The 23,507-nt window shown below is 67.8% G+C and carries 21 protein-coding genes; 12 read left to right on the top strand and 9 right to left on the bottom strand.

What is annotated here, in order from left to right:
- Both ACQPYS_RS01220 and ACQPYS_RS01215 read right to left on the bottom strand, forming a co-directional pair.
- A complete protein-coding gene (locus ACQPYS_RS01220) occupies positions 1–1,266 on the bottom strand; it encodes an aspartate kinase (RefSeq protein ID WP_433491482.1) in 1,266 nt (421 codons plus the stop codon).
- 179 nt (positions 1,267–1,445) lie between these two features.
- Complete coding sequence (locus tag ACQPYS_RS01215; RefSeq protein WP_433491481.1) at positions 1,446–2,030, bottom strand: dihydrofolate reductase family protein; 585 nt, start codon at positions 2,028–2,030, stop codon at positions 1,446–1,448.
- A 271-nt stretch (positions 2,031–2,301) separates the two neighbouring features.
- On the opposite strand from ACQPYS_RS01215, the gene ACQPYS_RS01210 reads away from it, so the two are divergent.
- Together ACQPYS_RS01210 and ACQPYS_RS01205 are read left to right on the top strand one after the other, a co-directional pair.
- The gene (locus ACQPYS_RS01210; RefSeq protein ID WP_030524229.1) at positions 2,302–2,487 is read left to right on the top strand and encodes a DUF1918 domain-containing protein; all 186 of its coding nucleotides are present in this window, start codon (positions 2,302–2,304) and stop codon (positions 2,485–2,487) included.
- Positions 2,488–2,659: 172 nt separating this feature from the next.
- Complete coding sequence (locus ACQPYS_RS01205; protein ID WP_433491480.1) at positions 2,660–3,118, top strand: SRPBCC family protein; 459 nt, start codon at positions 2,660–2,662, stop codon at positions 3,116–3,118.
- Positions 3,119–3,259: 141 nt separating this feature from the next.
- On the opposite strand, the gene ACQPYS_RS01200 is transcribed toward ACQPYS_RS01205, so the two are convergent.
- From ACQPYS_RS01200 to ACQPYS_RS01190, 3 genes are all read right to left on the bottom strand, one after another.
- Complete coding sequence (locus ACQPYS_RS01200) at positions 3,260–4,111, bottom strand: ion transporter (RefSeq protein WP_063035239.1); 852 nt, start codon at positions 4,109–4,111, stop codon at positions 3,260–3,262.
- A gap of 170 nt (positions 4,112–4,281) precedes the next feature.
- Positions 4,282–5,916, bottom strand: a complete 1,635-nt coding sequence (locus tag ACQPYS_RS01195; RefSeq protein ID WP_431939438.1) for a GMC oxidoreductase — start codon at positions 5,914–5,916, stop codon at positions 4,282–4,284.
- Positions 5,917–6,017: 101 nt separating this feature from the next.
- Positions 6,018–6,782 (bottom strand): sulfite exporter TauE/SafE family protein, encoded by a 765-nt coding sequence (locus tag ACQPYS_RS01190; protein WP_431939439.1) that lies wholly within the window; start codon positions 6,780–6,782, stop codon positions 6,018–6,020.
- Positions 6,783–7,263: 481 nt separating this feature from the next.
- On the opposite strand from ACQPYS_RS01190, the gene leuA reads away from it, so the two are divergent.
- Positions 7,264–9,066 carry a 2-isopropylmalate synthase gene (gene leuA / locus ACQPYS_RS01185; RefSeq protein WP_063035237.1) on the top strand — a complete coding sequence of 601 codons (1,803 nt, stop codon included), beginning with the start codon at positions 7,264–7,266 and terminating at the stop codon, positions 9,064–9,066.
- A 159-nt stretch (positions 9,067–9,225) separates the two neighbouring features.
- Positions 9,226–11,436, top strand: coding sequence for an AAA family ATPase (locus ACQPYS_RS01180; RefSeq protein ID WP_433491479.1), 2,211 nt, complete (start codon positions 9,226–9,228; stop codon positions 11,434–11,436).
- Here the strand turns inward: ACQPYS_RS01180 and ACQPYS_RS01175 are convergent.
- Positions 11,430–12,347 (bottom strand): LysR family transcriptional regulator, encoded by a 918-nt coding sequence (locus ACQPYS_RS01175; protein WP_433492942.1) that lies wholly within the window; start codon positions 12,345–12,347, stop codon positions 11,430–11,432. The genes ACQPYS_RS01180 and ACQPYS_RS01175 overlap by 7 nt on opposite strands.
- Before the next feature lie 93 nt (positions 12,348–12,440).
- On the opposite strand from ACQPYS_RS01175, the gene ACQPYS_RS01170 reads away from it, so the two are divergent.
- The 5 genes from ACQPYS_RS01170 (at position 12,441) to ACQPYS_RS01150 (ending at position 18,210) form a co-directional block, all read left to right on the top strand.
- Positions 12,441–13,406 (top strand): EamA family transporter, encoded by a 966-nt coding sequence (locus ACQPYS_RS01170; RefSeq protein WP_063035236.1) that lies wholly within the window; start codon positions 12,441–12,443, stop codon positions 13,404–13,406.
- 165 nt (positions 13,407–13,571) lie between these two features.
- Complete coding sequence (locus ACQPYS_RS01165; protein ID WP_431939442.1) at positions 13,572–15,323, top strand: hydroxysqualene dehydroxylase; 1,752 nt, start codon at positions 13,572–13,574, stop codon at positions 15,321–15,323.
- A gap of 230 nt (positions 15,324–15,553) precedes the next feature.
- The gene (locus tag ACQPYS_RS01160; RefSeq protein ID WP_433491478.1) at positions 15,554–16,792 is read left to right on the top strand and encodes a MurT ligase domain-containing protein; all 1,239 of its coding nucleotides are present in this window, start codon (positions 15,554–15,556) and stop codon (positions 16,790–16,792) included.
- A complete protein-coding gene (locus ACQPYS_RS01155; protein ID WP_433491477.1) occupies positions 16,789–17,499 on the top strand; it encodes a type 1 glutamine amidotransferase in 711 nt (236 codons plus the stop codon). The genes ACQPYS_RS01160 and ACQPYS_RS01155 overlap by 4 nt, the downstream gene beginning before the upstream one ends.
- Before the next feature lie 66 nt (positions 17,500–17,565).
- On the top strand, positions 17,566–18,210 hold the full coding sequence (locus ACQPYS_RS01150) for a hypothetical protein (protein ID WP_063035233.1): 645 nt from the start codon (positions 17,566–17,568) through the stop codon (positions 18,208–18,210).
- A gap of 27 nt (positions 18,211–18,237) precedes the next feature.
- Here ACQPYS_RS01150 and recR read toward each other — a convergent pair whose 3' ends face one another.
- Positions 18,238–18,846: a recombination mediator RecR gene (recR, locus tag ACQPYS_RS01145; RefSeq protein ID WP_431939445.1), complete on the bottom strand. Its 609-nt coding sequence runs from the start codon at positions 18,844–18,846 to the stop codon at positions 18,238–18,240.
- Positions 18,847–18,864: 18 nt separating this feature from the next.
- On the bottom strand, positions 18,865–19,194 hold the full coding sequence (locus tag ACQPYS_RS01140) for a YbaB/EbfC family nucleoid-associated protein (RefSeq protein ID WP_063035231.1): 330 nt from the start codon (positions 19,192–19,194) through the stop codon (positions 18,865–18,867).
- Positions 19,195–19,336: 142 nt separating this feature from the next.
- On the opposite strand from ACQPYS_RS01140, the gene ACQPYS_RS01135 reads away from it, so the two are divergent.
- Positions 19,337–19,885 carry a hypothetical protein gene (locus tag ACQPYS_RS01135; protein ID WP_431939446.1) on the top strand — a complete coding sequence of 183 codons (549 nt, stop codon included), beginning with the start codon at positions 19,337–19,339 and terminating at the stop codon, positions 19,883–19,885.
- 132 nt (positions 19,886–20,017) lie between these two features.
- Here the strand turns inward: ACQPYS_RS01135 and ACQPYS_RS01130 are convergent, their stop codons facing one another.
- Positions 20,018–20,452, bottom strand: coding sequence for an SRPBCC family protein (locus tag ACQPYS_RS01130; RefSeq protein ID WP_063035230.1), 435 nt, complete (start codon positions 20,450–20,452; stop codon positions 20,018–20,020).
- 303 nt (positions 20,453–20,755) lie between these two features.
- On the opposite strand from ACQPYS_RS01130, the gene ACQPYS_RS01125 reads away from it, so the two are divergent.
- Positions 20,756–22,192 (top strand): FAD-binding oxidoreductase, encoded by a 1,437-nt coding sequence (locus tag ACQPYS_RS01125; RefSeq protein ID WP_063035229.1) that lies wholly within the window; start codon positions 20,756–20,758, stop codon positions 22,190–22,192.
- Complete coding sequence (locus tag ACQPYS_RS01120) at positions 22,189–23,505, top strand: class I SAM-dependent methyltransferase (protein ID WP_431939447.1); 1,317 nt, start codon at positions 22,189–22,191, stop codon at positions 23,503–23,505. The genes ACQPYS_RS01125 and ACQPYS_RS01120 overlap by 4 nt, the downstream gene beginning before the upstream one ends.
- Positions 23,506–23,507 lie beyond the last annotated feature (2 nt).

Genomic DNA, 23,507 nt, shown 5'->3' with positions numbered 1-23,507 from the left:
TTATCGCCCCGTTCCGGCATGAACGACGGCGACCTCGTCGCCGCCGAGGTCGAAGGCGCGATGCAGTACCTGCACCGCATCGTCGAGTTCGGTGTCCTTGACCAGTACCGAGATCCGGATCTCGGAGGTGGAGATGAGATCGATATTGATACCGGCCTCGGCCAGCGCCTCACAGAAGGTGGCGGTGACCCCGGGATGGCTCTTCATCCCGGCGCCGACCAGCGATACCTTGCCGATGTGGTCGTCGTAGAGGACCTGGGAGAAGCCGATCTCGCTCTGGTATTTGCTCAGCATCTCCACCGCCCGGACGCCGTCGGCCCTGGGGAGGGTGAAGGTGATGTCGGTCTTGCCGGTCTCCACCTTGGAGATGTTCTGCAGGACCATATCGATGTTGATCTCGGCTTCCGCCACGTAACGGAACACCTTGGCGGCGTATCCGGGTTCGTCCGGCAGCCCGACCACGGTCACCTTGGCCTCGCTGCGGTCGTGCGCGACGCCCGTCAGGATTGCTTGTTCCAAGGGAATGTCCTCCATCGATCCGTATACATAGGTGCCGTGCTTGTCGGTATAGGACGAACGCACATGCACGGGCACGTTGTAGCGGCGCGCGTATTCGACGCAGCGCAGCATGAGTACCTTCGACCCGCAGGCCGCCATCTCGAGCATTTCCTCATAGGAGACCTGCTCGAGCTTCTGCGCATCGCTCACGATGCGCGGATCGGCGGTGAAGACTCCGTCCACGTCGGTGTAGATCTCACAGACGTCGGCCTCCAGCGCCGCGGCCAGCGCGACCGCGGTGGTGTCGGAACCACCACGCCCCAGCGTGGTGACGTCCTTGCTGTCCTGGCTGACGCCCTGGAAACCCGCGACCAGGACGATGGTGCCCTCGTCCAGGGCTTCGCGGAGACGGCCCGGCGTCACGTCGATGATCTTGGCCTTACCGTGCACCGACGTGGTGATGACACCGGCCTGGGAGCCGGTGAACGACCGCGCCTCGGCGCCGAGACTGTGAATGGCCATGGCCACCAGGGCGTTGGAGATGCGTTCACCCGAGGTGAGCAGCATGTCCATCTCCCGGGCGGGGGGCGCGGGAGAGACCTGCTCGGCCAGGTCGAGCAGCTCGTCGGTGGTATCGCCCATGGCTGAGCACACCACGACCACGTCGTGGCCCTGCTTCTTCGTCTCGACGATCCGTTCGGCGACGCGACGGATCCGGTCGGCAGAGGCTACCGAGGATCCTCCGTACTTCTGGACAACGAGTGCCACGAGGGGTCCTCCAATGTCAGCGAACAGGCGATCAGTGCAATAGCGTACCGATGCCGGCCACGCTGTTCCGGGAGTATCCGGCCAGGCTGTGGAATAACACACAGCAGCGTGACGTCACGTTTACCTGCGCGCCCGCCCGCCCCACGCGCGGGCGGGCGCGGCGGATACCCGAACAGGTCTCATACCCGATCGAACCAGGTCACCTGTGCTCCGTTACCGAACTCCTGCCGCCGCACAGGATTGAACAGTGCGGGCCGGAAATTTCCCCCCAGCGCGGGAACGCCGGCGCCGGCCAACACCGGGTAACTCTTGAAGATGAGCTGGTCGATCTCCTCGATCAACGCACCGGCGAGGGTGCCGCCGCCACAAAGCCAGATGTCCTTGCCCTGCGGTCCGTCCTCCTTCTTGAGTCGGCGCACCAGTTCGACCGGGTCGGTGCGCACCAGTTCGATCTCCGGGTCCGCCACGCCGGTCAGGGTGGTGGAGACGATGTACTGCTTCATGTGGGCATAGGGGCTGGCGATGCCCGCCACCAGTGCGGGTTCATAGGTGCCACGACCCATGATCAGCGTGTCCCAGTGCCGGTTCGGCACGTCGGGTGCGATACCCGCCTGTTCACGGATATGCCCGGGGAGGGATTCGGGATAGCGCTCGTTGATCCATTCGGCCATATCGGCGCCGAGGGGATAGAAGTCGAATTCTCCGCCGGGACCGGCGATATAGCCGTCGATTGAGACGGCCACATAGTAGACGAGCTTTCGCATGAGGTACCGCCTGTTCGTAGTACTCCAACTGAAGTGGTTAGAACGTAGTACTACATTCGGAGTGGTGTCAAGAACCGGCGGTCCTCGCGGACGGGGGCGCAGGTGGCCGAATCCGAGGCCGGGCACATATCGATCCGGTTGTCATCGAAGAAACCGAACTCGAACACACTCGATATCCGGCGCCCGAATTGATTACGAGCCACCACCAATCAGGCGATAGCGATTCGATCGGGGTTGTGATGCCCGCCATAGGGCTCGAATAATGGGCTGCATGATGGCAAACGTCGGAGACCGGTTGCACGTGCACGGGCACACCGTCGGCGAAGTCGACCACGAGGGAGAGATCGTAGAGGTCCACGGCCGCGACGGAACGCCGCCATATCTGGTGCGTTTCGACGACGGACACGAGTCCCTGGTCTTCCCCGGCCCGGACGCGACAGTCGAACGAACACCCTGACCTGCCCACGCGACAGGCACAGCGGACCCCGGTTCAGGGCCGGCCCCGCAAACCTTTGCGGCCGGTGTACCCGCGGGCGGAATAATCGCTGCGGCGAAGGAGCGTGTTGACGATCACCCGACCCCCGGGAAGAATCGTGGCCGATTCGTAATAACCGGGGGCGAGGGACAGTATGCGTACGAAGACCGATATCAGATTCTCCGTCGAGGCCGACCCGGACCAGGTCATGGACGCGTTGATGGCGGTCGAGATGCTGTCCGAATGGTCGCCCGATTTCGAGGACGCGCGCGTGGCGGGGCGCGACGAAGAAGGCCGGCCGCGCCGGGTCTTCATCCAGGTCTCGGTCTCCAATACCCCGGATATGCAGGTGTGGGAGTTCGACTGGTCGGAGAACCGGATGTCCTGGGAGGTCTCCGACAGCACCCGCGGTATCAGGGGCGGCGGATACTTCGAGGTCACTGCGGGCGACACCGGTAGCGCGGTACTGCTGCACGTCGAGCAGTACACGCCGTTGCCCCTGCCCGGATTCCTGGGCAGTCGGGCGGTCCGCAGATCCTACGAGGCCCTGGTGGAGAATTTCGCCGCCTACGCCGAGCAGTTTCCCGAATCCGAGACCTACGACCTCGTCTGAGCCCGCTCGCGCCGTACCCGCGATCTCCGCGCCGGCGGATTTCGAGCTGCCACGGGCAGGCCCGACCGGCGGTGCTGTGCGCGGTCCCGACCGCACTTCTCGGCTGGGCGACCCGGCGGTTCGCGGCGCCCCGCTACCGCATCAGGCCTCCCGCTGTGTGAAGTGCCGGGCAGTGAGGTGATCCGCGGTCGGACCGTAGGCCGACGGCGCCACCTTGACCCCGGTACGCACCGATTCGCGGATCTGGTCCACATTCTCCCGGATCATGTCCGAGACGAGTTCGTCGGTGCGCGGATCGGCCAGCACCTGGAACAGGATCCGGAACACGGTGTCGGCGACCAGGCGGATGATCTCGTCGTGGAACGGGATATAGCGGACGCGGCCGGTCTGCGGATCGTTCTTGATCATCTCGACGATCATCTCGTCGAGTTCGCTGCGGTTCTCCTCCAGCGCCGCCGCGATATTGCGGGTGTAGTGCCCCGTCCGCAGGACGGCGGTGACCTCCTCCATGATCGCGATGGTCATCGGGCGCTTGATGACCTCCACGATCGTGCCCACCGAATGGTTGATCACCGCGGCAGTGACGCGGTCTCCGAACACCCGGTCGGCGACGCGGGCCAGCCGGACCAGGATCACCACGATCCGCAGTAACCGGAAAGCTCGGAAGAACGGGCTGGCCACCGGGATCATGCCGAGGACCTCGTACCAGTAGACGAACGGGAAGGTCCACGGCCAGCCGCCCCGGCGCCAGCGCCAGAGGAACTCGATGGCGAACACCGCGCAGATGGCGTAGTCGACACCGACGATGACCCGGTAGGTCTCGGGGGGCACTTCGAAGAAGGTGATCCAGCACACCAGCACGACCGAGATCGCGGCCAGCGCCAGCATGACGAAATCGGTCCACAGGGCGGGCGGTTTCCGCGGGAACCTCTCGGGCTCGGGGGTTTCGGGTGCATACCCGGGACCGGACTCCGTGGACGACGGTGTTGACACCTACATTCCCTTCGACGCCGAAAGATCGCCGCCCAGTATTACCCGCCGTTCCGGTGCGCGGCCCGTGTACGGTGCCCGTGAGCGGCAGCTGCACCACTCAGCAGGACTCACTCGGGCGGGCGACCGGTGTATTCCGATATCGCGGTCCACCGCCGTCGTCCGCCCCGGAATCAGCCGCCCGCGCCGATGATGGCCTCGATATTTCGCTCGGCCAGCGCGGTGATGGTCAGCGACGGGTTCACGGTGCCGGTGCTGCCCGGGATCGCCGCGCCGTCCATGACGTAGAGACCCGGATGCCCGTGCACCCGGCCGTAGGAGTCGGTGGCCCGGCCCAACACCGCGCCACCGAGCGGATGCGCCGTGAACTGGGCGTTGGCGTCGTATCCGAGCGCGCTGTACTCGGCCAGCGCACCGGCCCGCTCGGCGATACGCCGGTCCACCGCGCGTGCCGCCGCGGCGGCCTCGTCCTGGGCCCGGCGCGGCCAGCTCAACCCGACACCGCCGGAGACGGGGTCGTAGCCGAACCGCGCGCGGGTCGGGTCCAGGACGATCGCCAGTGAGGCGAGCGCACCCGTCTCGAACGGGATACCGGGGATGTACCAGTTCTCCAGGGTCAGCGCCGTACCGGTGTCGTCGAAGATCCGGCTGGCGCTGGGCACCCCCTGGCCGTTACCCGACACCGAACTCGCTCCGCGGGCGAGCACCACATCACCGTTGGTGCCCCAGCCGTCGCCGATATGTTCGTTGAGATGCGGCAGCGTGCCGGTCTCCCGGGCCCGGACCAGCAGTTCGGAGGTACCTACCGAACCCGCGCCCAAGAATAGTTTGTCGCAGGTGAGGATCCTTTTTCCGCGTACCGCACCGGTCGGATCCAGGTGGGTCACCGTGACCACGAACCGGCCACCGGCTTCCTGGGCGATCGTATCGACACGGTGGCCCGGGTAGATCTTCGCTTTCCCGGTGGCCTCGGCGTCCCTCAGATAGTTCTGGTTGAGGTCGAATTTGGCGCCGTTGGAGTTGCCGAGATTGCTGCGGCCGGCGGTCGCCGAGGCCCGCACGGTCCCCGCCAGTTCACCGCGCAGCACATCCCAGGTGAAGATCGAGTCGTTGAGCACCGGCTGATAGCCGGCCTTGCGCACCTGATCGTCCCAGGCCCGGGAATGGGTGAACGGCGCCGAGCGGTAGATGTCCTCGGGCATCGGATCCAACCGCAGTTTCGCGCGCACCCGCGGGTAGTACACGGCGTCGAGCTCGCCGTAGTCGACCACACCGCCGAAGACATGGTCGAAGAACCGGCGTTCGGGCGCGATCATCGCGCCGGTGAAGACCACCGAGCCGCCGCCCACCGCCGCGCCGCGCCAGACATCGATCCCCTGGAAACGGGTGCAGTCCAGCACGCCCCCGAAATCGGCGAACTGCATCGGCACCTTGGTCACGCCGGTGAAGCTGGTGGCATGCCAGAAACCGCGACCGTCGGGCAGATCGTCGCCGGTGAAGATCTCGCGCCACGGGTCGTTGGGCCAGCGGGAGCCGCGTTCGAGCACCGTGGTCGCGACGCCGGCCTCCGCCAGTCGCAAGGCGCTGACCGCCGCGCCGAACCCGGAACCGATCACGATGGCCTCGGTGTGCTCGGGCGGCGCCGGCACCGGGCCGAAAATCTCCGGAACCCACTGCGCGAACAGCTCATGCCAGATCGGCTCGGCCCCGGCCCGCGGCAGTGCTACCTCCGATCTCGGGATCACCGATCCCACCGCACCGATAAGAGCAGCCGCCCCCGCGGCCTTGAAAAGGGCACGCCTATCCACCCCACGACACCTCTCTGGTAACGCAACAGCGCACGGATGGTACCGAGAATCGACCGGTGTGAACAGTCGTCGCGGGGAAGCCGATTCGGCTCCGCGGACCGCTAGCCGAAGATCAATCGGATCACCGCGAGGGTGCCCACCACCACGATAACCGCGCGCAGCACATTCGGCGGCAGCCGCCGCCCGACCTTGGCCCCCAGCTGCCCGCCGATGATCGCGCCGGCCGCGATCAGGGCCACGACCGGCCAATCCACCTCGGCCACCACGATGAAAATAACCGCCGAGAGGCCATTGGTGAGCAGGGCCAGCACATTCTTCACCGCATTGAGGCGCTGGATGTCCTCGTGCACGAACACCCCGAGCAGCGCGAGCAGCAGGACCCCCTGAGCCGCGCCGAAGTAACCCCCGTAGATACCGGTGCCGAAGATCGCGGCGAGCAGAACCGGGCCGCCGTGCGGGCGCAGGTTCTCGGCCTCGCTCTGCTGTTCCCGGACCCACAGCGACAGCCGCGGCTGCACCACCACCAGCACCAGCGCCACGATGATCAGCACCGGGACGATGGCGGCGAAGGCGTCGGCGGGCAGCGTCAGCAGCAGGACCGCGCCGACCGCGGCCCCCAGCAGCGACGCCGAGCTGTAGCGCAGCACCCTGCCCCACTGCCCGGACAGTTCCCGGCGGTAGCCGATCGCCCCGCTCAGCGAGCCGGGAACGAGCCCGACCGTATTCGACACATTCGCGGTCACCGGCGGCAGGCCGATGGCCAGCAATACCGGGAAAGTGATCAGTGTTCCGGACCCGACGACGGTGTTGATGCCACCTGCGGCGATCCCCGCACCGAATACGGCCAGCATCTCCAGCCAAGTCATGCTCGAACCCTCGACCTTTCCGGACCGGCGTCCGGTCACTCGCAACCCTGAGGGACGCTAGCGGTTGACCCTCCCGGTGATCGCGACGGGTCCGGGCCAGGTCGTGGAAGGCGTGCCCGTCGCGCTCCGCGCGGCCGATCGGGATAATGGGAGCCCGTGCGACACGCCCGCGATCGGGCGGACGAAACAGCCGCCACCCGCCCGGCGAATAACCTCACGACGATCTCGATACCGCGCCGCGCACCCCGCGAACGCGCGGCGACCGTCACCGGCGGCAGGACCGCGCCGCCTTGTGAAGTGCCGGCCCTCCGGACCGCCCCGGCAGGCCCGGCATCAGAGGAGGTAGACTCGCACGGGTCATGCAGCGGGCACTTCTTCTCAGCCGCCGCGACGGGGTCTGATCGGACCGGCTTCCCGTCGCGGGGTTCCGCCACGCCGGTCGACCCATTTCGGGAAACAATCTCACCCACGGAGAAATCGCATGTCACCCGCTGACGCCTTCGTATCCGGCACGCGCACCATCACCGCGCCCGCCAAACCCGCGCCCGCCGACCAGCCCGCGTGGAACAAGCAGAAGAACTCGTCGCTGCCCGTCTTCCGCTATCGTCCGTTCGCCGAGGAAGTCGAGCCGGTCACGCTGCCGGACCGCACCTGGCCGGACAAGGTGATCGACCGGGCGCCCGCGTGGTGCGCCGTCGATCTCCGCGACGGCAATCAGGCGCTGATCGACCCGATGAGCCCCGCTCGCAAGCGTCGTATGTTCGACCTGCTGGTGCGGATGGGTTACAAGGAAATCGAGGTCGGCTTCCCGTCCGCCAGCCAGACCGATTTCGATTTCGTCCGCGAGATCATCGAGGACGGCGCCATCCCCGACGACGTCACCATCCAGGTGCTCACCCAGTGCCGTCCCGAGCTGATCGAGCGCACCTTCGAGGCATGTTCCGGCGCCGCGAACGTGATCGTGCACTTCTACAACTCCACCTCCATCCTGCAGCGGCGGGTGGTCTTCCGCGCCGACCGCGAGGCTGTGCAGAAGATCGCCACCGACGCCGCGCGGCTGTGCCTGGAGACCGAGCAGCGATACCCGGATACCACCTGGCGTTACGAGTACAGCCCGGAGTCCTACACCGGCACCGAACTGGAGTACGCCAAGCAGGTCTGCGACGCGGTCTCGGAGATCATCGCCCCGACCCCGGACAAGCCGCTGATCATCAACCTGCCCGCCACCGTGGAGATGGCGACGCCCAATGTGTACGCCGATTCCATCGAATGGATGCACCGAAACCTGGCCCGGCGCGATTCGATCGTGCTGTCGCTGCACCCGCACAACGATCGGGGCACCGCGGTAGCGGCCGCGGAGCTGGGCTACCAGGCCGGCGCCGACCGCATCGAGGGCTGCCTGTTCGGCAACGGTGAGCGCACCGGCAATGTCTGCCTGGTGACCCTGGGCATGAACATGTTCTCCCAGGGTGTGGACCCGCAGATCAACTTCTCCGATATCGACGAGATCCGTCGCACGGTGGAGTACTGCAACCAGCTGCCGGTCCACGAGCGCCACCCCTACGGCGGCGACCTGGTCTACACCGCTTTCTCCGGCAGCCACCAGGACGCGATCAACAAGGGCCTGGACGCCATGAAGTCGGCCGCCGACGCGGCCGGCGCCGATGTGGACGATATCTCCTGGGAGGTGCCCTATCTGCCGATCGACCCGAAGGATGTGGGCCGCACCTACGAGGCCGTCATCCGGGTCAATTCGCAATCCGGCAAAGGCGGCGTGGCCTACATTATGAAAACCGATCACGGGCTGTCCTTGCCGCGCCGGCTGCAGATCGAGTTCTCGCAGGCCATCCAGCAGATCACCGACGGCGAAGGCGGTGAGATCACCCCCAAGGAGATGTGGGACGCCTTCGCCGACGAGTACCTGACCCCGATCCGGCCACTGGAGCGGATGCGCCAGAAGGTCACCGCGGCCGAGACCGACGGCGGCACCGACCGCATCACCGCGGTGGTCAAGGTGGACGGGGTCGAACAGGAGGTCACCGGCAGCGGTAACGGGCCGCTCGCGGCCTTCGTCGATGCCATCGCCGCGGTCGGCTACCAGGTGGAGGTGCTCGATTACTCCGAGCACGCACTGTCGGCCGGCGACGACGCCCAGGCCGCGGCCTATGTGGAATGCGCGATCGGGGACCGGATCGTCTGGGGTGTGGGTATCGCCACCTCCATCACGACCGCTTCGCTGCGGGCCGTGGTCTCGGCCGTGAACCGGGCCGCCCAGAAGCAGTAACCCGCACTCACCGTTCAGGCCGCCGTCACCGTACCGGTGACGGCGGCTTCATCGGTGGTAAACCGTCCGGCATGCGAACCTTCGCGCACCTGCTAGCGTTGGTCCGGACTCCACGCCGCCGAGCTCTCTGCTCGAAAAACCCGAGCAGATGGGGGAACTGTGACTACTGACGAACACGATCCGACTTCCCAGCCCTGGCCCCCGAGTCAACCGGCGGAAATCGCCGGCCGCGGCGGCGACTCGGATGCCGTGCCGCCCGAGGATCCGGCGCGAAACGAGCCGGAGCCGCGCACCGACTCCGACGACCCCGCCGAGCGGGTGTCTTCCGAAGCGCCACCAGCGGCAACCGGTCCCGGGGAAGCCGATCCGGCCGCGGGAACCGATACTCCGGAGAAGTCCGCGGAAAATCTTCCGGGCGACCCGGAAGACCCCCGCACCACCGATTCCGAGCAACCGGCACCGGGCGACGGTAGCGGCGAAGACGGTTTCCCGACGGCGAGCCCGGCCGAACCGGGCACCCCGCCGGGGCCGGACGGCGACGGGTTCGCACCACCGGCATCGACCGATGGCGGTGCTCGCTACGGGAACTCCCCGTTCGATCAATTCGCCCCGCCGGAACCGGGCGGGGCTTTCAGTGCATCTGCCCCGGAGCAGTTCCCGGGCCCGGGCAGCGCGCAGTTCCCGCAGCCGGATCCGAACGAGTTCCAGCCGGCGAACATCGGGCCCGGCACGGACTCCGCGCAGGCCGGCCCCGGTCAGTTCCAGGCCCCGAACACCGGATACGGCAGCGGCCAGTTCCCACAACCCGATGCCGGCCAGTTCCCGGCGGGCGCGGGCGGATTCACGGCCCCCGACGCGGGGCACGGCAGCGGCCAGTTCCCGCAACCGGCCCCGGACCAGTTCCAGGCCCCCAACACCGAATACGGCAGCGGCCAGTTCGCACAACCCGACGCCGGCCAATTCCAGACCGGTCCTGGGCAGAACCCGCCGGACTCCTTCGCGCCGCCCGGTCCACCGACCGGGCAGTATCCGCACCAGGATCCGAACGGGTATTCGGGACAGCCGAACTTGGAAAAGCCACCGTACGCGCCCCCGCCCACCGGCGGCTACGCACCGCCGGCCGCTCCGCACCCGGGTCCCGCGCCGGCGCCGGAGAGCGAACAAGGCGGCCCGATCTACAGCTGGGCGCCGCCGCCGATACCGGCCGCGCCACCACCCGTACCGCAGCCGCAGTACCAGCCGCCACAGCCCCCGGCCGCGCACAATCCGCCGACCGGGCAGTTCCAGCCGCCCGCCTGGGGTGACCCCGGCCGGCCGCCGGCTCCGCAGCAGCCGCCCCAGCAGCAGTTCCAGCAGCCTGGCCAACCGGGTCAGCACGGTCGGCCCGGACAGCAGTTCCCGCAGCGCCAGATGCCGGAACCGGGTCAGCTCGGCAATTCGGTCAACGACCTGAATCTGCTGAAACGAGCTCGTAAGGCGCCGCGCGGCGGCTGGCGACGGGCGGTGCACAAGGTCTCGCGCGGGGCGATCAATCCGGGCGAGTCGGCCTCCGATGTCGTCCACCGGGATCTGGTGAGCCGGGTTAACGCACCGGTCTACGGTGATTTCCGGATCGCGATCCTGTCGCTCAAGGGCGGCGTCGGCAAGACCACCACGACCGTCGGCCTCGGCGCCACCTTCGCGTCCTTGCGAGGTGACCGGGTCATCGCGATCGACGCCAATCCCGACCTGGGCACCCTCGCCCACCGGGTACCGCGCCAGACCCGATCCACCGTGCGCAATCTGCTGGAAGACCAGAACATCACCCGCTACTCGGATGTGCGGGCGCACACCTCGCAGTCACCGAGCCGGCTGGAGGTGCTGGCCAGCGAGCAGGACCCGGCGGTATCGGAGGCGTTCAGCGAGGCCGACTACCGGCGCGCGATCGGGATCCTGCAGTCGTTCTACAACATCATCCTCACCGACTGCGGTACCGGACTGATGCATTCGGCGATGTCCGGGGTGCTCGATATGGCGAGTTCGCTGGTCCTGGTGACCTCCCCCGCCATCGACGGCGCCCGCAGCGCCTCGGCCACCCTGGACTGGCTGGACTACCACGGCTATTCACATCTGGTGCAGCAGACCGTGGTGGTGGTCAACGCGTCCCGGCGCGGGTCCACCTCGGTGAACCTGGACCATCTGCGCCGGCTGTTCCTGGACCGCACGCGGGCCGTCCAGGTCGTGCCCTTCGACGATCACCTCGCCGAGGGTGCCGAAATCGACCTGGAACTGGTGAGCAAACCGACCCGGCAGGCCCTGCTGGAACTCGCCGCGATGGTCGCCGACGATTTCGCCAATGTGGACGGTTATCCGTACGGCAACCGCTACTGATCGGTCCCGGGCGGCGGTTCGGCGGTGACCTGCCGGGCCGCCGCCGTGAACGAGTCCAGTACCGCGGCGATCGCGGGACGGTTCTCGGCGCGCGGCCTGGTGACCAGGTCGTAGAGACGAGCCGCCCGCACCCCGGACAATCGCAGCTGGGACAACCCGGGGTGGGTGACGGCGTAGCGGGGCATGAGCGCGACGCCGTATCCGGCACCGACCAGTGTTTCGATCATCCGGAAATCGTTCAGTCGCTGCACGATTCGCGGTTCCACACCGGTTATCGTGGCGATCGATCGGAGTACATCGTCGACCGGGAAGCCGCCGCGCACGCTCAGCCATGCCTCCGCGGCCAGTTCCTCGGCGGTGACCGCGTTCTTTCCGGCCAGTGGATGGTCTGGTGCGACCAGGACATCGATGGGTTCGCGCATGAGTACCCGGGAGCTCACCCGTGGCCCGGTCACCGGTGCCGCGCGTTCGTCGCGGTGGGTCAGGACGATGTCGTAGTCGGCGAGCAGACCTGGTGTCTCGTGTGGCGGCACGTCCTCGTCTCCGGCCACGATATCCACCCCGCTACCGGCCATCGCGGGCAGTACATGGGGCAGGAGCAGGGCACCGCCGGAAGGGAAGACCCCCACCCGGACCTGTCCGCGCGGGGACCCGCGATAGTGCGCCATCTCCGCGATGGCGCGCTCGAGTGCGGCGAGGACCTCGTCGGCCCGTACCACGAGGGCGTGCCCGGCGTCGGTGAGGCGGACCCGGCGACCACTCGGTTCGAGCAGGGTGACGCCCGCCTCCCTGGTCAGCACCTTCAGTTGTTGTGATACCGCCGACGGGGTCATGGACAGGGCGGCGGCGACCGCGCCGATCGTGCCCCGGTCGGCGAATTCGCGCAGGATGCGGAGCCGTTCCACCGACAGCGAGGCATGGGCACCGACCATTAAGCGATACTAAATCATCAATCCATTACAATTCGTTTGTGCTGACAGGTTGATACATCCCATGATTACTGGGTGACGTCCCGTGACCGCCTGATCGCCCTGACCGTCATACTCCTGTGGGGTCTCAACTTCCTCGGCATCCGCGTGGGACTCGACCATCTACCACCGTTCTTCTTCGCCGCGCTGCGGTTCGCGGTGATCGCGGTACCGGCGCTGCTGTTCATCCCGCGCCCCGCCGTCCGCACCCGCTGGCTCCTGCTGTACGGCACGGGCTTCGGAATGTTGCAGTTCGCGTTCCTGTTCACCGCGATGCGGCTGGGCATGCCCACCGGCCTGGCCTCACTGGTGCTGCAATCCGCGGCGCCGTTCACCGTGTTGCTCGGGGCGCTGCTGCTGGGCGAGCGGTTGCGGCCGGTGCAGATCGCCGGAATCGTGGTCGCGGTCGTGGGGATGGCGGTCATCGGCTGGAACCAGTTCGCGCACGCCGCGCTGCTGCCGGTGCTGCTCACACTGGCGGCCGGGTTCGGCTGGGCACTGGGTAATCTGGGCGCGCGTCAGGCCGGAGTGGAAGCGCCGGGCAGCAATCCGCTGCATCTCACGCTGTGGATCACGGCCGTGCCGGTGCTGCCCCTGTGCGCGGTCTCGGTGCTCTGGGAGGGCCCGACCACCGGCATCCGGGCACTGGCCGGCACATTCTCGGCCGACGGCTGGCCGGCGCTGGCCGGCCTGCTCTACATCGTGGTGCTCGGCACGATCGTCGGTTCCGGCCTGTGGACCTATCTGATGAGCCGGTATCCGGCCGGCAGTGTCGCGCCGCTGTCACTGCTGGTCCCGGTGGTCGGCTTCACCGCCGCCTGGATCTTCCTGGGCGAGACACCGGCGCCCGCGAGTCTGGCCGGCGGGGTGATCGTGATCGCCGGCGCGTTCGCGGCGACGGTCGGTGCCCGGAAGACGACTCCGCCGGCGCCCGCCGGCGAGATAGCCGACCTACCCGTGGATGCCGCCGCGGCGCGGCCGTTGGAACCCGCCGTCAGATGAGATGTCGCCCCATCGATCGCGCGGTCGGTGCACCGGCGCGGCCGGAACCCGTTTAGAGTTGGCGCGATCGAGACAGCTACCCCGGGTTAGGCAGCGGCAGACAACATGGCAGAACATCGGTGGCCCGCGTCGGGTGCCACGAAGGTTCCAGGTCGATCTGCCGGGGTGGGCGCGTACACCCGGCGAACCGTGCTCCGCGCCACCGCGGCCGCGGGCATCGGAGCGGCGGCCGTCACCGCACTACCCGGCACGGCCGCCCGCGCCCGGCCCACCGCGCGGGTGGCCGTACTCGGTGGCGGTGTCGCCGGGCTCACCGCGGCCCATGAGCTCGCCGAACGCGGCTTCGAGGTGACCGTGTACGAACGCCGGGCACTCGGCGGCAAGGCCCGCAGCATGCCGGTACCGGGCACCGGGACCGAGGGCCGGCCGGATCTGCCCGGCGAACACGGCTTCCGCTTCTTTCCTGGCTTCTACCAGCACATTCCCGATACCATGCGGCGGATCCCGTTCGAGGGGAACGCGAACGGGGTATGGGACAACCTGGTCGGCGTCCCGGACGCCCGGTTCGCCCGCGCCGACGCCGACGATATCCGCGCGCCGCTCGGTTTCGGCCGAGTGGACGCCGCGTCCCCCGAAGGGATGCGGGAAAGCCTCGCCTCGGTCATCTCCACAACACTGAAGATGCCGCCCGCCGAGGGCCTCTTCTTCGCGAACCGGCTGCTGGTCTTCAACACCAGTTGCGACGCGCGCCGCTTCGGCCAGTGGGAGCACACGTCCTGGTCGGATTTCGTGGGCGCGCACGCACGGTCCCACGAGTTCCGCGCGCTGGTCTCGCGCACTCTCACCAGCCTGCTGGTCGCGGCCAGGGACGAACTGGCCAGTGTGCGCACGATCGGGTCGATGGGCGAGCAGTTCCTGGGAAATCCGATGCAGATAGGCCACGACGGCGACCTCGACCGAGTGCTGAACGGTCCCACCAATATCGCGTGGATCGAACCCTGGGTGGCCCGGCTGCGCGACCTGGGGGTCCGGTTCGAAGTCGGCGCCGAAGTGCGGGGACTGGAGATCCGGGGCCGGCGGATCACCGGCGCCCGGATCGTCTCCGGATCCGGGGCGGCCGAAACCGTGACAGCGGACCACTTCATTATGGCGCTCCCCGCCGAACGCGCCCGGGACCTGTGGAACGCCGACATCCTCTCCGCCTGGCCACAGCTGGCGTCGATGAGCCGGCTGTACACCGACTGGATGAGCGGTATCCAGTTCTACCTGCGGCACCGGCCCGAACTCGGCAGCGGGCACGCCGCCTATATCGACTCGCCCTGGTCGCTCACCTCCATCGCGCAGAACGCGCTGTGGTCGCGCAAACTGGACCGGTACGGCGACGGGACGGTACTCGATTGCCTGTCGGTGGACATCTCCGACTGGAACACACCCGGCATCCTGTTCGGCAAGACCGCCAAGGAATGCACCCACGAGGAGATCGCCAAGGAGGCCTGGGCCCAGATCCTCGCGCACCTCAACGACCGCGACCAGGTGCTGGGCGACGCCGACCTGCACTCCTGGTTCCTCGACCCGGGAATCACCTGGCACGCCGAGCGCGGGGAGAACGCCAACGCCGACCCGTTGCTGATCAACACCGCGGGATCGTGGGAGCTGCGGCCCGAACCGCACGGCGGTGTCGAGAACCTCTATCTGGCAGGCGATTACGTACGCACGAACATCGACCTGGCCACCATGGAGGGCGCCAACGAATCCGCCCGGGCGGCGGTGAACGCGCTGCTGGAGGTCACCGGTTCGGACGCACCCCGCTGCACGACCTACACGCTCTGGCGAGCCCCGGAACTCGAGCCCCTGCGTCGCGCCGACGCCGACGCGTACGCGGCGGGGCGACCGAACGCTTTCGATATCCAGTTCTGAAGCCGCTGTCCGGTCGGGCACGGTCCGGCGACTGTTGCGTCCCGGTCCGACCGCGCCCGCCGAGCAGTCCGAATCGGCCTGGTCCCGGATGTTTCCCGGCAGGGCCACTCGGCGGCGACCGCGGTCGCGCGCCCGGCCGCCGAGCCGGGCTCCGGCGTGGACATGTCACTGTGGTGTGAACTCCCCGCGCCGCGCGAAGCCGGGCGCGCGGAGTCATTAGACTGCCCGGCGTGGCAGATATATCGGTGCGGGGGCGGCTGGCCCTCGGGGTGGCCGGCGCGGCGGCATGGGCCTCGCGCAAGGCGGGCCGTGGCAACGGGTCGATGATCGGCGGGCTGCTCGCGCTGAAGATCGACCCGCAGATCATGAAGCAGCTGGGCCGCGGGCGGCGTACCGTGCTGATCACCGGCACCAACGGCAAATCGACCACCACCCGGATGACCACCGCGGCGCTCAGCACACTGGGTGAGGTCGCCACCCAGGCCGACGGCGCCAATATGGACGCCGGGATCGTCTCGGCGCTCAATGTCCACCGGGACGCGCCGCTGGCGGCCATCGAAGTGGACGAACTGCATCTTCCGCATGTCACCGACGCCCTCAAACCAGAGGCGGTCGTCCTGCTGAACCTCAGCCGCGACCAGCTGGACCGGGTCGGCGAGATCAATATGATCGAACGGCGGCTGCGCTCGGGGCTGGCGCGGCACCCGGACACCGTCGTCATCGCCAACTGTGACGACGTACTGGTCACCTCCATCGCCTACGACCATCCGAATGTGGTGTGGGTCGCCGCCGGCAGCGGCTGGGCAATGGACGCCACCAGTTGTCCGCGCAGTGGGGAGCCGATCCTCTGGGATGGCCCCCACTGGTACAGCACCGGCACCGATTTCGCTCGGCCCCAACCGGATTGGTGGCTCGACGGCGACAAACTCTGCGGGCCCGACGGTGTCCGGCTGCCGCTGCGGCTGGCGCTGCCCGGCCGGGCGAACCGTGGGAACGCGGCCCAGGCGGTGGCCGCGGCGGTGGCGCTGGGCGCCGGTACGGAACAGGCCTGCGCCGCCACCGGAACCGTGCGCGAGATCGCGGGCCGCTACCGCACCGTCCAGGTCGGCGAACACGCCGCCCGGCTGCTGCTGGCGAAGAACCCGGCCGGCTGGCAGGAAGCGCTGTCCATGATCGACCACAGCGCCTCGGGCCTGGTGATCGCGGTGAACGGCCAGGTACCCGACGGCGAGGACCTGTCCTGGCTGTGGGATGTGCGATTCGAGCATTTCGAGGACGTCCACGTCGTGGCCGCCGGGGAGCGCGCCACCGACCTCGCGGTGCGCCTCACCTACGCCGGAGTCACGCACACCACCGTCGCGGACCCCGTACGCGCCATCGCCTCCTGCCCGGCGGGCCCGGTCGAAGTTCTCGCCAACTACACCGCCTTCCGCGACCTCAACCGTGACCTCCAGGAGCGGAACCGATGAGTGATTCGACCGTACGCATCGGCCTGGTGCTGCCCGATGTGATGGGCACCTACGGGGACGGCGGCAACGCGCTGGTCCTGCGGCAGCGGCTGCGGCTGCGCGATATCGACGCCGAGATCGTGGAGATCACCCTGCCCGACCCGGTCCCGGACTCACTGGACATCTACACCCTCGGCGGCGCCGAGGACTCCGCCCAGCGCCTGGCCACCCGCCATCTGCTGCGGTACCCCGGCCTGCAGGACGCGGCCGGGCGCGGCACCCCGGTGCTGGCGATCTGCGCGGCGATCCAGGTCCTCGGCCGGTGGTACGAGACCTCGAGCGGCGAACGGGTGGAAGGCGTCGGTCTGCTGGACGCCACCACCTCCCCGCAGCAGACCCGCGCGATCGGCGAGGTGACGACGAACCCGCTGCTCGCCGGCCTGGCCGCACCGCTCACCGGCTTCGAGAACCATCGCGGCGGCACCACCCTGGGCCCGGACGCCACCGGACTCGCCCGAGTGACCCGCGGTATCGGCAACGGTGTCGGCGACGGACTCGAAGGTGTGGTGCAGGGCTCGGTCCTGGGCACCTACATGCACGGCCCCGCCCTGGCCCGCAACCCCGAGCTCGCCGACTACCTGCTGTGCCGCGCCCTCGGCGTGGACGCCCTGCCCCCACTGGACCTCCCCGAAGTCGACCAACTCCGTGCGGAACGCTTGCGCGCCTGAGTTCGCCCGGAGCCCGGGATCTCGTCCGGTCGGCCGCCTCCTCCGGCCGGGCAATAAACTTCTCTGGTGAGCTACGACCATATGCTGTTGCCGTCCGGTGTCGCCTCCACTCCCGCGGAAGTCGACGCGTATCTCACGTCCCAGCAGGGGCTGCCGGAGACGGCGGAGATCGCGGCCATGGCGGCGGAGCTCAATGCCCGCGACGCGGAACTGCCCGAGGAGGACGGTTTCCTGAGTGTCGCGCCGCTGGGCGGCGCGCCGACCGGGGCCGTGCTGCCGGTACCGAGCCCCTATGACGCGATCGGTTTCGTCCGGGATCTGCTGTTCCGGCTGGCGACCCCGCGTGACTACGCGATCTACGATCCGCAGCTGACCTGGTTGATCGACCCGGCCGGGCATATTCCGGTGACGGTGACCCACGGCGGGGCGGGAGAGTTCCCCTATCTGACCGAGGCGCTGGCCGCCCTGTGGGTGCGCGAACTCGGCGACCCGAACCCGTATCTGATCGTGGAACGCGCTCCCGAGGTCTATATCCAGACCTACCGGGAATCCGCCGACGACTACGCCCTCGAATACCGGGACGGCGGGCCCGACCGGCATTTCGCCACCCGTGTCTCCGGCCCGGATACGGTGGCCGGCCTCGTCTGGGACTGGGCGCGCGAGGACCGCGCCCGGCTCGACCGGCTCACCTGGGAACAGCTGACGTTGTGACCGCCGCGACCGGGGCCGCGGCGGTCCTCAGAGCGCCCGACGGCCGGAGAACGCCCGGCCCAGGGTCAGTTCGTCGGCGAACTCCAGGTCGCCGCCCATGGGCAGACCGGACGCGAGCCGGGTGACGGTGAGTCCAGGGAAATCACGCAGCATCCGCACCAGATAGGTCGCGGTCGCCTCACCCTCGGTATTCGGATCGGTGGCGATGATCACCTCGGTGACATCCACCCCGTCGTCCTGGCGGCCGATGCGGGTCAGCAGTTCCCGGATCCGCAACTGTTCGGGGCCCACCCCGCTCAGCGGGTCGAGCGCACCGCCCAGCACGTGGTAGCGGCCCCGGAACTCCCGGGTCCGTTCGATGGCCGGTACGTCCTTGGGTTCCTCGACCACGCAGATCATGCTGCGGTCGCGGCGCGGGTCGGCGCAGATCCGGCACAGCTCGCCGTCGGCGACCGTGCCGCACTGCGCGCAGAAGCGCACACCGTCGCGGATCTTCTGCAGTACCGCCTGCAACCGGTCGAGTTCGGGCGGTTCCACCTGCAGCAGATGGAATGCGATCCGCTGCGCGCTCTTGGGACCGACACCGGGGAGCTTCCCCAGCTCGTCGATGAGATCCTGAACCGGACCCTCGTACACCGCGATCCCCCGGCGCGATCAGAAGCCGGGCAGGCCCGGCGCACCGCCGCCGGCCAGCGGTCCGAGTCGTTCGGCCGCCAACTGCTGGGCATTGGTCATGGCGTCGTTGACCGCACCGATCACCAGGTCCTGCAGGGTTTCCACATCCTCGGGGTCGACCGCCTTGGGGTCGATCGTCAGCGACTGCACCTCGCCGGTCGCCTTGATCGTCACCCGGACCAGACCGTTGCCGGCCTGGCCGTCCACTTCGGCCGCGGCGATCTCGGCCTGCGCGGCCATCACCTGCTCCTGCATCTGCTGGGCCTGCTGGAGCAATTGCTGCATATCGAACTGACCATCGGGCTGCACGGGATTCCTCTCTACGGACGGGTCACGATTCAGCCTAGACCGCCTCGGTCGCCGATTCCGCCGCCGCCCGACGCCGCCCTAAGATCGACTTCGCCGGTGCGATTGCGCCGCGCCGAGATCTTGATTGTTATTGGAGCAAACTGTGTCCAAGGGATATTTGCTGGGTGCGCTCATCATGGTATCCGGCGTGTTCCGCGCGGCGACCGCCGAAGCCGCCCCCCATGAGGTGACCGACCACGGCAACGGCTGCGTCATCGATCCGGCCGCACCGGCGGTCACCGTCGAATCCTTGCGTTCGCACTGCACCGCCCGGCAGCACGCCGAGATCTACCTGGCCGCCGAGGCCGGCGCGGTGCCGTCGGGGGTGAAGAACGGCTGGGTGACCTCCAGCTCGATCGCCCAGCCCATCGCGCCCACGTTCTGGCTGGGCAAAACCTTCGACACCGGGCCCGAGGGCGGCCGGTTGATCAACCGGGTCACCGGCGCCGATATCGGGGGCTGGCCGGCCGAGGTCTACCTGGCGCCGTCCCGGGAGGACGGTGAACCCACCTGGGTGCTCGATTACACACCCGCGATCACGCCGCAGGTCTACGACGAGATCCGGGAGGTCGTGCCCGGTGTGTGGCTCGGCTACTCCTGGTGGCGTGGCGAAACGCGGGCCCCGGTACTGCTGTCGTTCGTCCTCACCTGAGCCGGACTCGCCCGTGGACCGGCCGGAACCGCCGTACCGCCCCGCCCGGCCGACCAGGGGCGCCGGCCCCGGACGATCACCGGCACGGATCGGAAATCCGCGGCCGGCGACCGTCCGGCCCGAGGGGGACCGTCAGGCGAGTTCGCGCTTCAGGTTCGCGAGCACCTCGGCCTGGATCTTGCGCAGGCCCAGCGGGGCGAAGATGCCCTCGAAGATGCCCTTGACACCGCCGGCGCCCTGCCAGGTGGTCTCCAGGGTGACCGTCGAACCCGATCCGGCCGGTGCGACCGTCCAGGTGTTGACGAGTGAGGAATTGGCGTCCTTCTCGGTGACGACATTATCGGCGACCGAGACCTGGGCACGGATATTGCGCACTCGTTTCTCGGTGGCCTGCAACGTCCATTCGGCGACGGTGCCGTCGCCCTGCCCGCCCTCGACCACCTTGTAGTCGCGGTAGTGCGCCGACAGGATCTTCGGGCGCACCTCCGTGTAATCGGTGACCGCTGCCAGCGTGCGCTGCGGGTCTGCGGCGACCTCGATCGAACTGCCGGCTTTGACCTGTCCCACGGTGAACTCCTTATCGGGATGTGTTCTGACAGTCCCAGTATCTCTGCCCCGCCGCCGGCAGGGCGGGGCAGAGGCTGTGTCTTTCGGCGCTGCCACGCGCGGAATCGAGCTTGTGGGCTGGTTCGCGAAGGTGGGGAAGGTGAACTTGCTCGCGCGCCAAAAATACCGACAATTCAGGAAGAGCAGTCAACCCAGGTAAACAGTTCTTCGAACACGGTGCAACGGATATGTGACATTTCGTCACCGACAATCCCCCCGCTGTGGCCGCTCGAGACCGAGTAGGGCTAGCGTCTAGACGTGGCAATGAGTCTGTTGGGGAAGGCCGGCCACGGTCCGGCCGCATATGAATCCGGGTTCGCCGCATATCGGGCAGGTGTCGATCGCCTGCTCGCGAGCTATCGTGCCATCCCGGACGACGCCGATGTGCGACTGGCCAAGAAGACCTCCAATCTCTTCCGCGCGCGGGCGAAGAACACGGCACCGGGGCTGGACGTCTCGGGCCTCACCCGGGTGATCGAGGTCGACCCGGTTACGAAAACCGCCGAGGTCGCGGGGATGACGACCTACGAAGAGCTGGTGGCCGCCACGCTGCCCTACGGCCTGGCGCCGCTGGTGGTACCGCAGCTCAAGACCATCACCCTGGGTGGTGCGGTAACCGGGCTCGGAATCGAATCCAGCTCCTTCCGCAACGGTCTGCCGCACGAATCGGTGCTGGAGATGGAGGTACTGACCGGGGCCGGCGAGATCGTCACGATCCGCCCGGACGGGGCCGACGCCGAACTCTTCCGCGGTTTCCCGAACTCCTACGGCACGCTCGGCTACACCACCCGCCTGAAGATCGAGCTGGAATCGGTGCTGCCCTACGTGGAATTGCGCCACCTGCGGTTCCACAATCTGCGAGAACTCGAATCGGTCCTGGAGCGGGTCGTACAGGAACGCAGCCATGACGGTGAACGAGTCGACTATCTGGACGGGGTCGTGTTCAGTGCCGGGGAGAGCTACCTGACGCTGGGCCGGCAGACCGATGAACCGGGCCCGGTCAGCGACTACACCGGAATGGACATCTACTACCGCTCCATCCAACACGACGGCCCGGCACCCAAGCGCGACCGGCTGACCATCCACGACTATCTCTGGCGCTGGGACACCGACTGGTTCTGGTGCTCGCGCGCCTTCGGGACGCAGAATCCGAAGATCCGCCGCTTCTGGCCGAAACGCTACCGGCGCAGCAGCTTCTACTGGAAGCTGGTCGCGCTGGACCACCGCTACAACATCGGCGACAAGTTGGCCGCGCGGAAAGGCGAACCGCCGCAGGAGCGTGTGGTGCAGGACATCGAGGTCCCGGTGGAGCGCACTGCGGATTTCGTGGAGTGGTTCCTGCGTGAGATTCCCATCGAACCCATCTGGTTGTGCCCGCTGCGGTTGCGCGATTCCAGCGCCCCGGACAGCGATCGCCCCTGGCCGCTGTACCCGCTGCGACCCGGTCGCACCTATGTGAATATCGGCTTCTGGTCGGCGGTTCCGAAATCGCCCGGCCGGTTGGATGGCGCGGCGAACCGTGCCATCGAGAAAACCGTCACCGAATTCGACGGACACAAATCCCTGTACTCGGACTCTTTTTACGAGCCCGAGGAATTTGCCGCTCTCTACGGCGGTGAAAGTTACAAAGCATTGAAGAAACGCTACGATCCCGGCCAGCGCCTGCTGGATCTGTACTCGAAGGCGGTGCAACGCAGATGACGACATTCAAGGATAGATCCGATGCTTTCGCGGACCTGGGCACCCGACTCAGTATCGCCGAGGTTGTCGAAACCTTGGTCGACGGCGATGTTCCCATCAAGCTGACCGCCTACGACGGCAGCACCACCGGACCGGTGGATTCCGAATTCGCACTCGATATCCGCAACCCGCGCGGGATCAACTATCTCGCCAACGCGCCTGGTGATCTCGGGCTGGCGCGCGCGTACATATCCGGCGATATGGATGCGGCCGGCGTGCATCCCGGCGACCCGTACGCCATCCTCGCCGCCATGACGGACCTCAAGTTCAAACGTCCGTCGGCATTGTCGCTGGTGGCGATCGCGCGGTCGCTGGGCTGGGAGCGGCTGCGTCCGGTCCCCCCGCCCCCGCAGGAGACGCTGCCGCGCTGGCGCCGGATCGCCCTGGAGGGGCTGCGGCATTCCAAGGCCCGCGACGCGGAGGTCATCCACCACCACTACGACGTCTCGAACACCTTCTACGAGTATGTACTCGGTCCGTCGATGACCTACACCTGTGCGTGCTATGGCGAGCGGGACTGGACGCTGGAGCAGGCACAGGAGAACAAGTACCGGCTGGTCTTCGAAAAACTGCGGTTGAAGGAAGGCGATCGCCTGCTCGATATCGGCTGCGGGTGGGGCGGTATGGTCCGGTACGCCGCCAAACGCGGGGTCCGGGTCATCGGTGCCACGCTCTCCGCCGAACAGGCCGCCTGGGCCCAGCAGAAAATCGCCGAGGAGGGTCTCGGCGAGCTGGCCGAGGTGCGCCATTCCGATTACCGCGACGTCGCCGAAACCGGGTTCGACGCGGTGTCCTCGATCGGACTGACCGAGCACATCGGGGTCCAGAACTACCCGTACTACTTCGGGTTCATCAAGAGCAAGCTGCGCGAGGGTGGCCTGTTCCTCAACCACTGCATCACCCGGCCGGACAACACCCGCACCACCAAGGCGGGCGATTTCATCGACCGGTACGTGTTCCCCGATGGTGAGCTCATCGGCTCCGGACGCATCATCAGCGATATCCAGAACGTCGGCCTGGAAGTACTGCACGAGGAGAATCTGCGCGAGCACTACGCGCTGACCCTCGCCGAATGGTGCAAGAACCTGGTCGCCAACTGGGACGCCTGTGTGGCCGAGGCCGGCGAGGGCACCGCCAAGGTATGGGGTCTGTACATGGCGGGCAGCCGGCTCGGTTTCGAACGCAATGTGGTGCAGTTGCACCAGGTGCTGGGCGTCGCACTCGGATCCTCCGGGCAGCCCGAGGTACCGCTGCGTCCCTGGTGGCAGCCGTAACC

The organism is Nocardia grenadensis (assembly GCF_050942415.1).
Taxonomy (GTDB): Bacteria; Actinomycetota; Actinomycetes; order Mycobacteriales; family Mycobacteriaceae; genus Nocardia; species Nocardia grenadensis.
The sequence above is the reverse complement of the archived record's forward strand: the minus strand, read 5'-3'. Positions and strand labels throughout refer to the sequence as shown.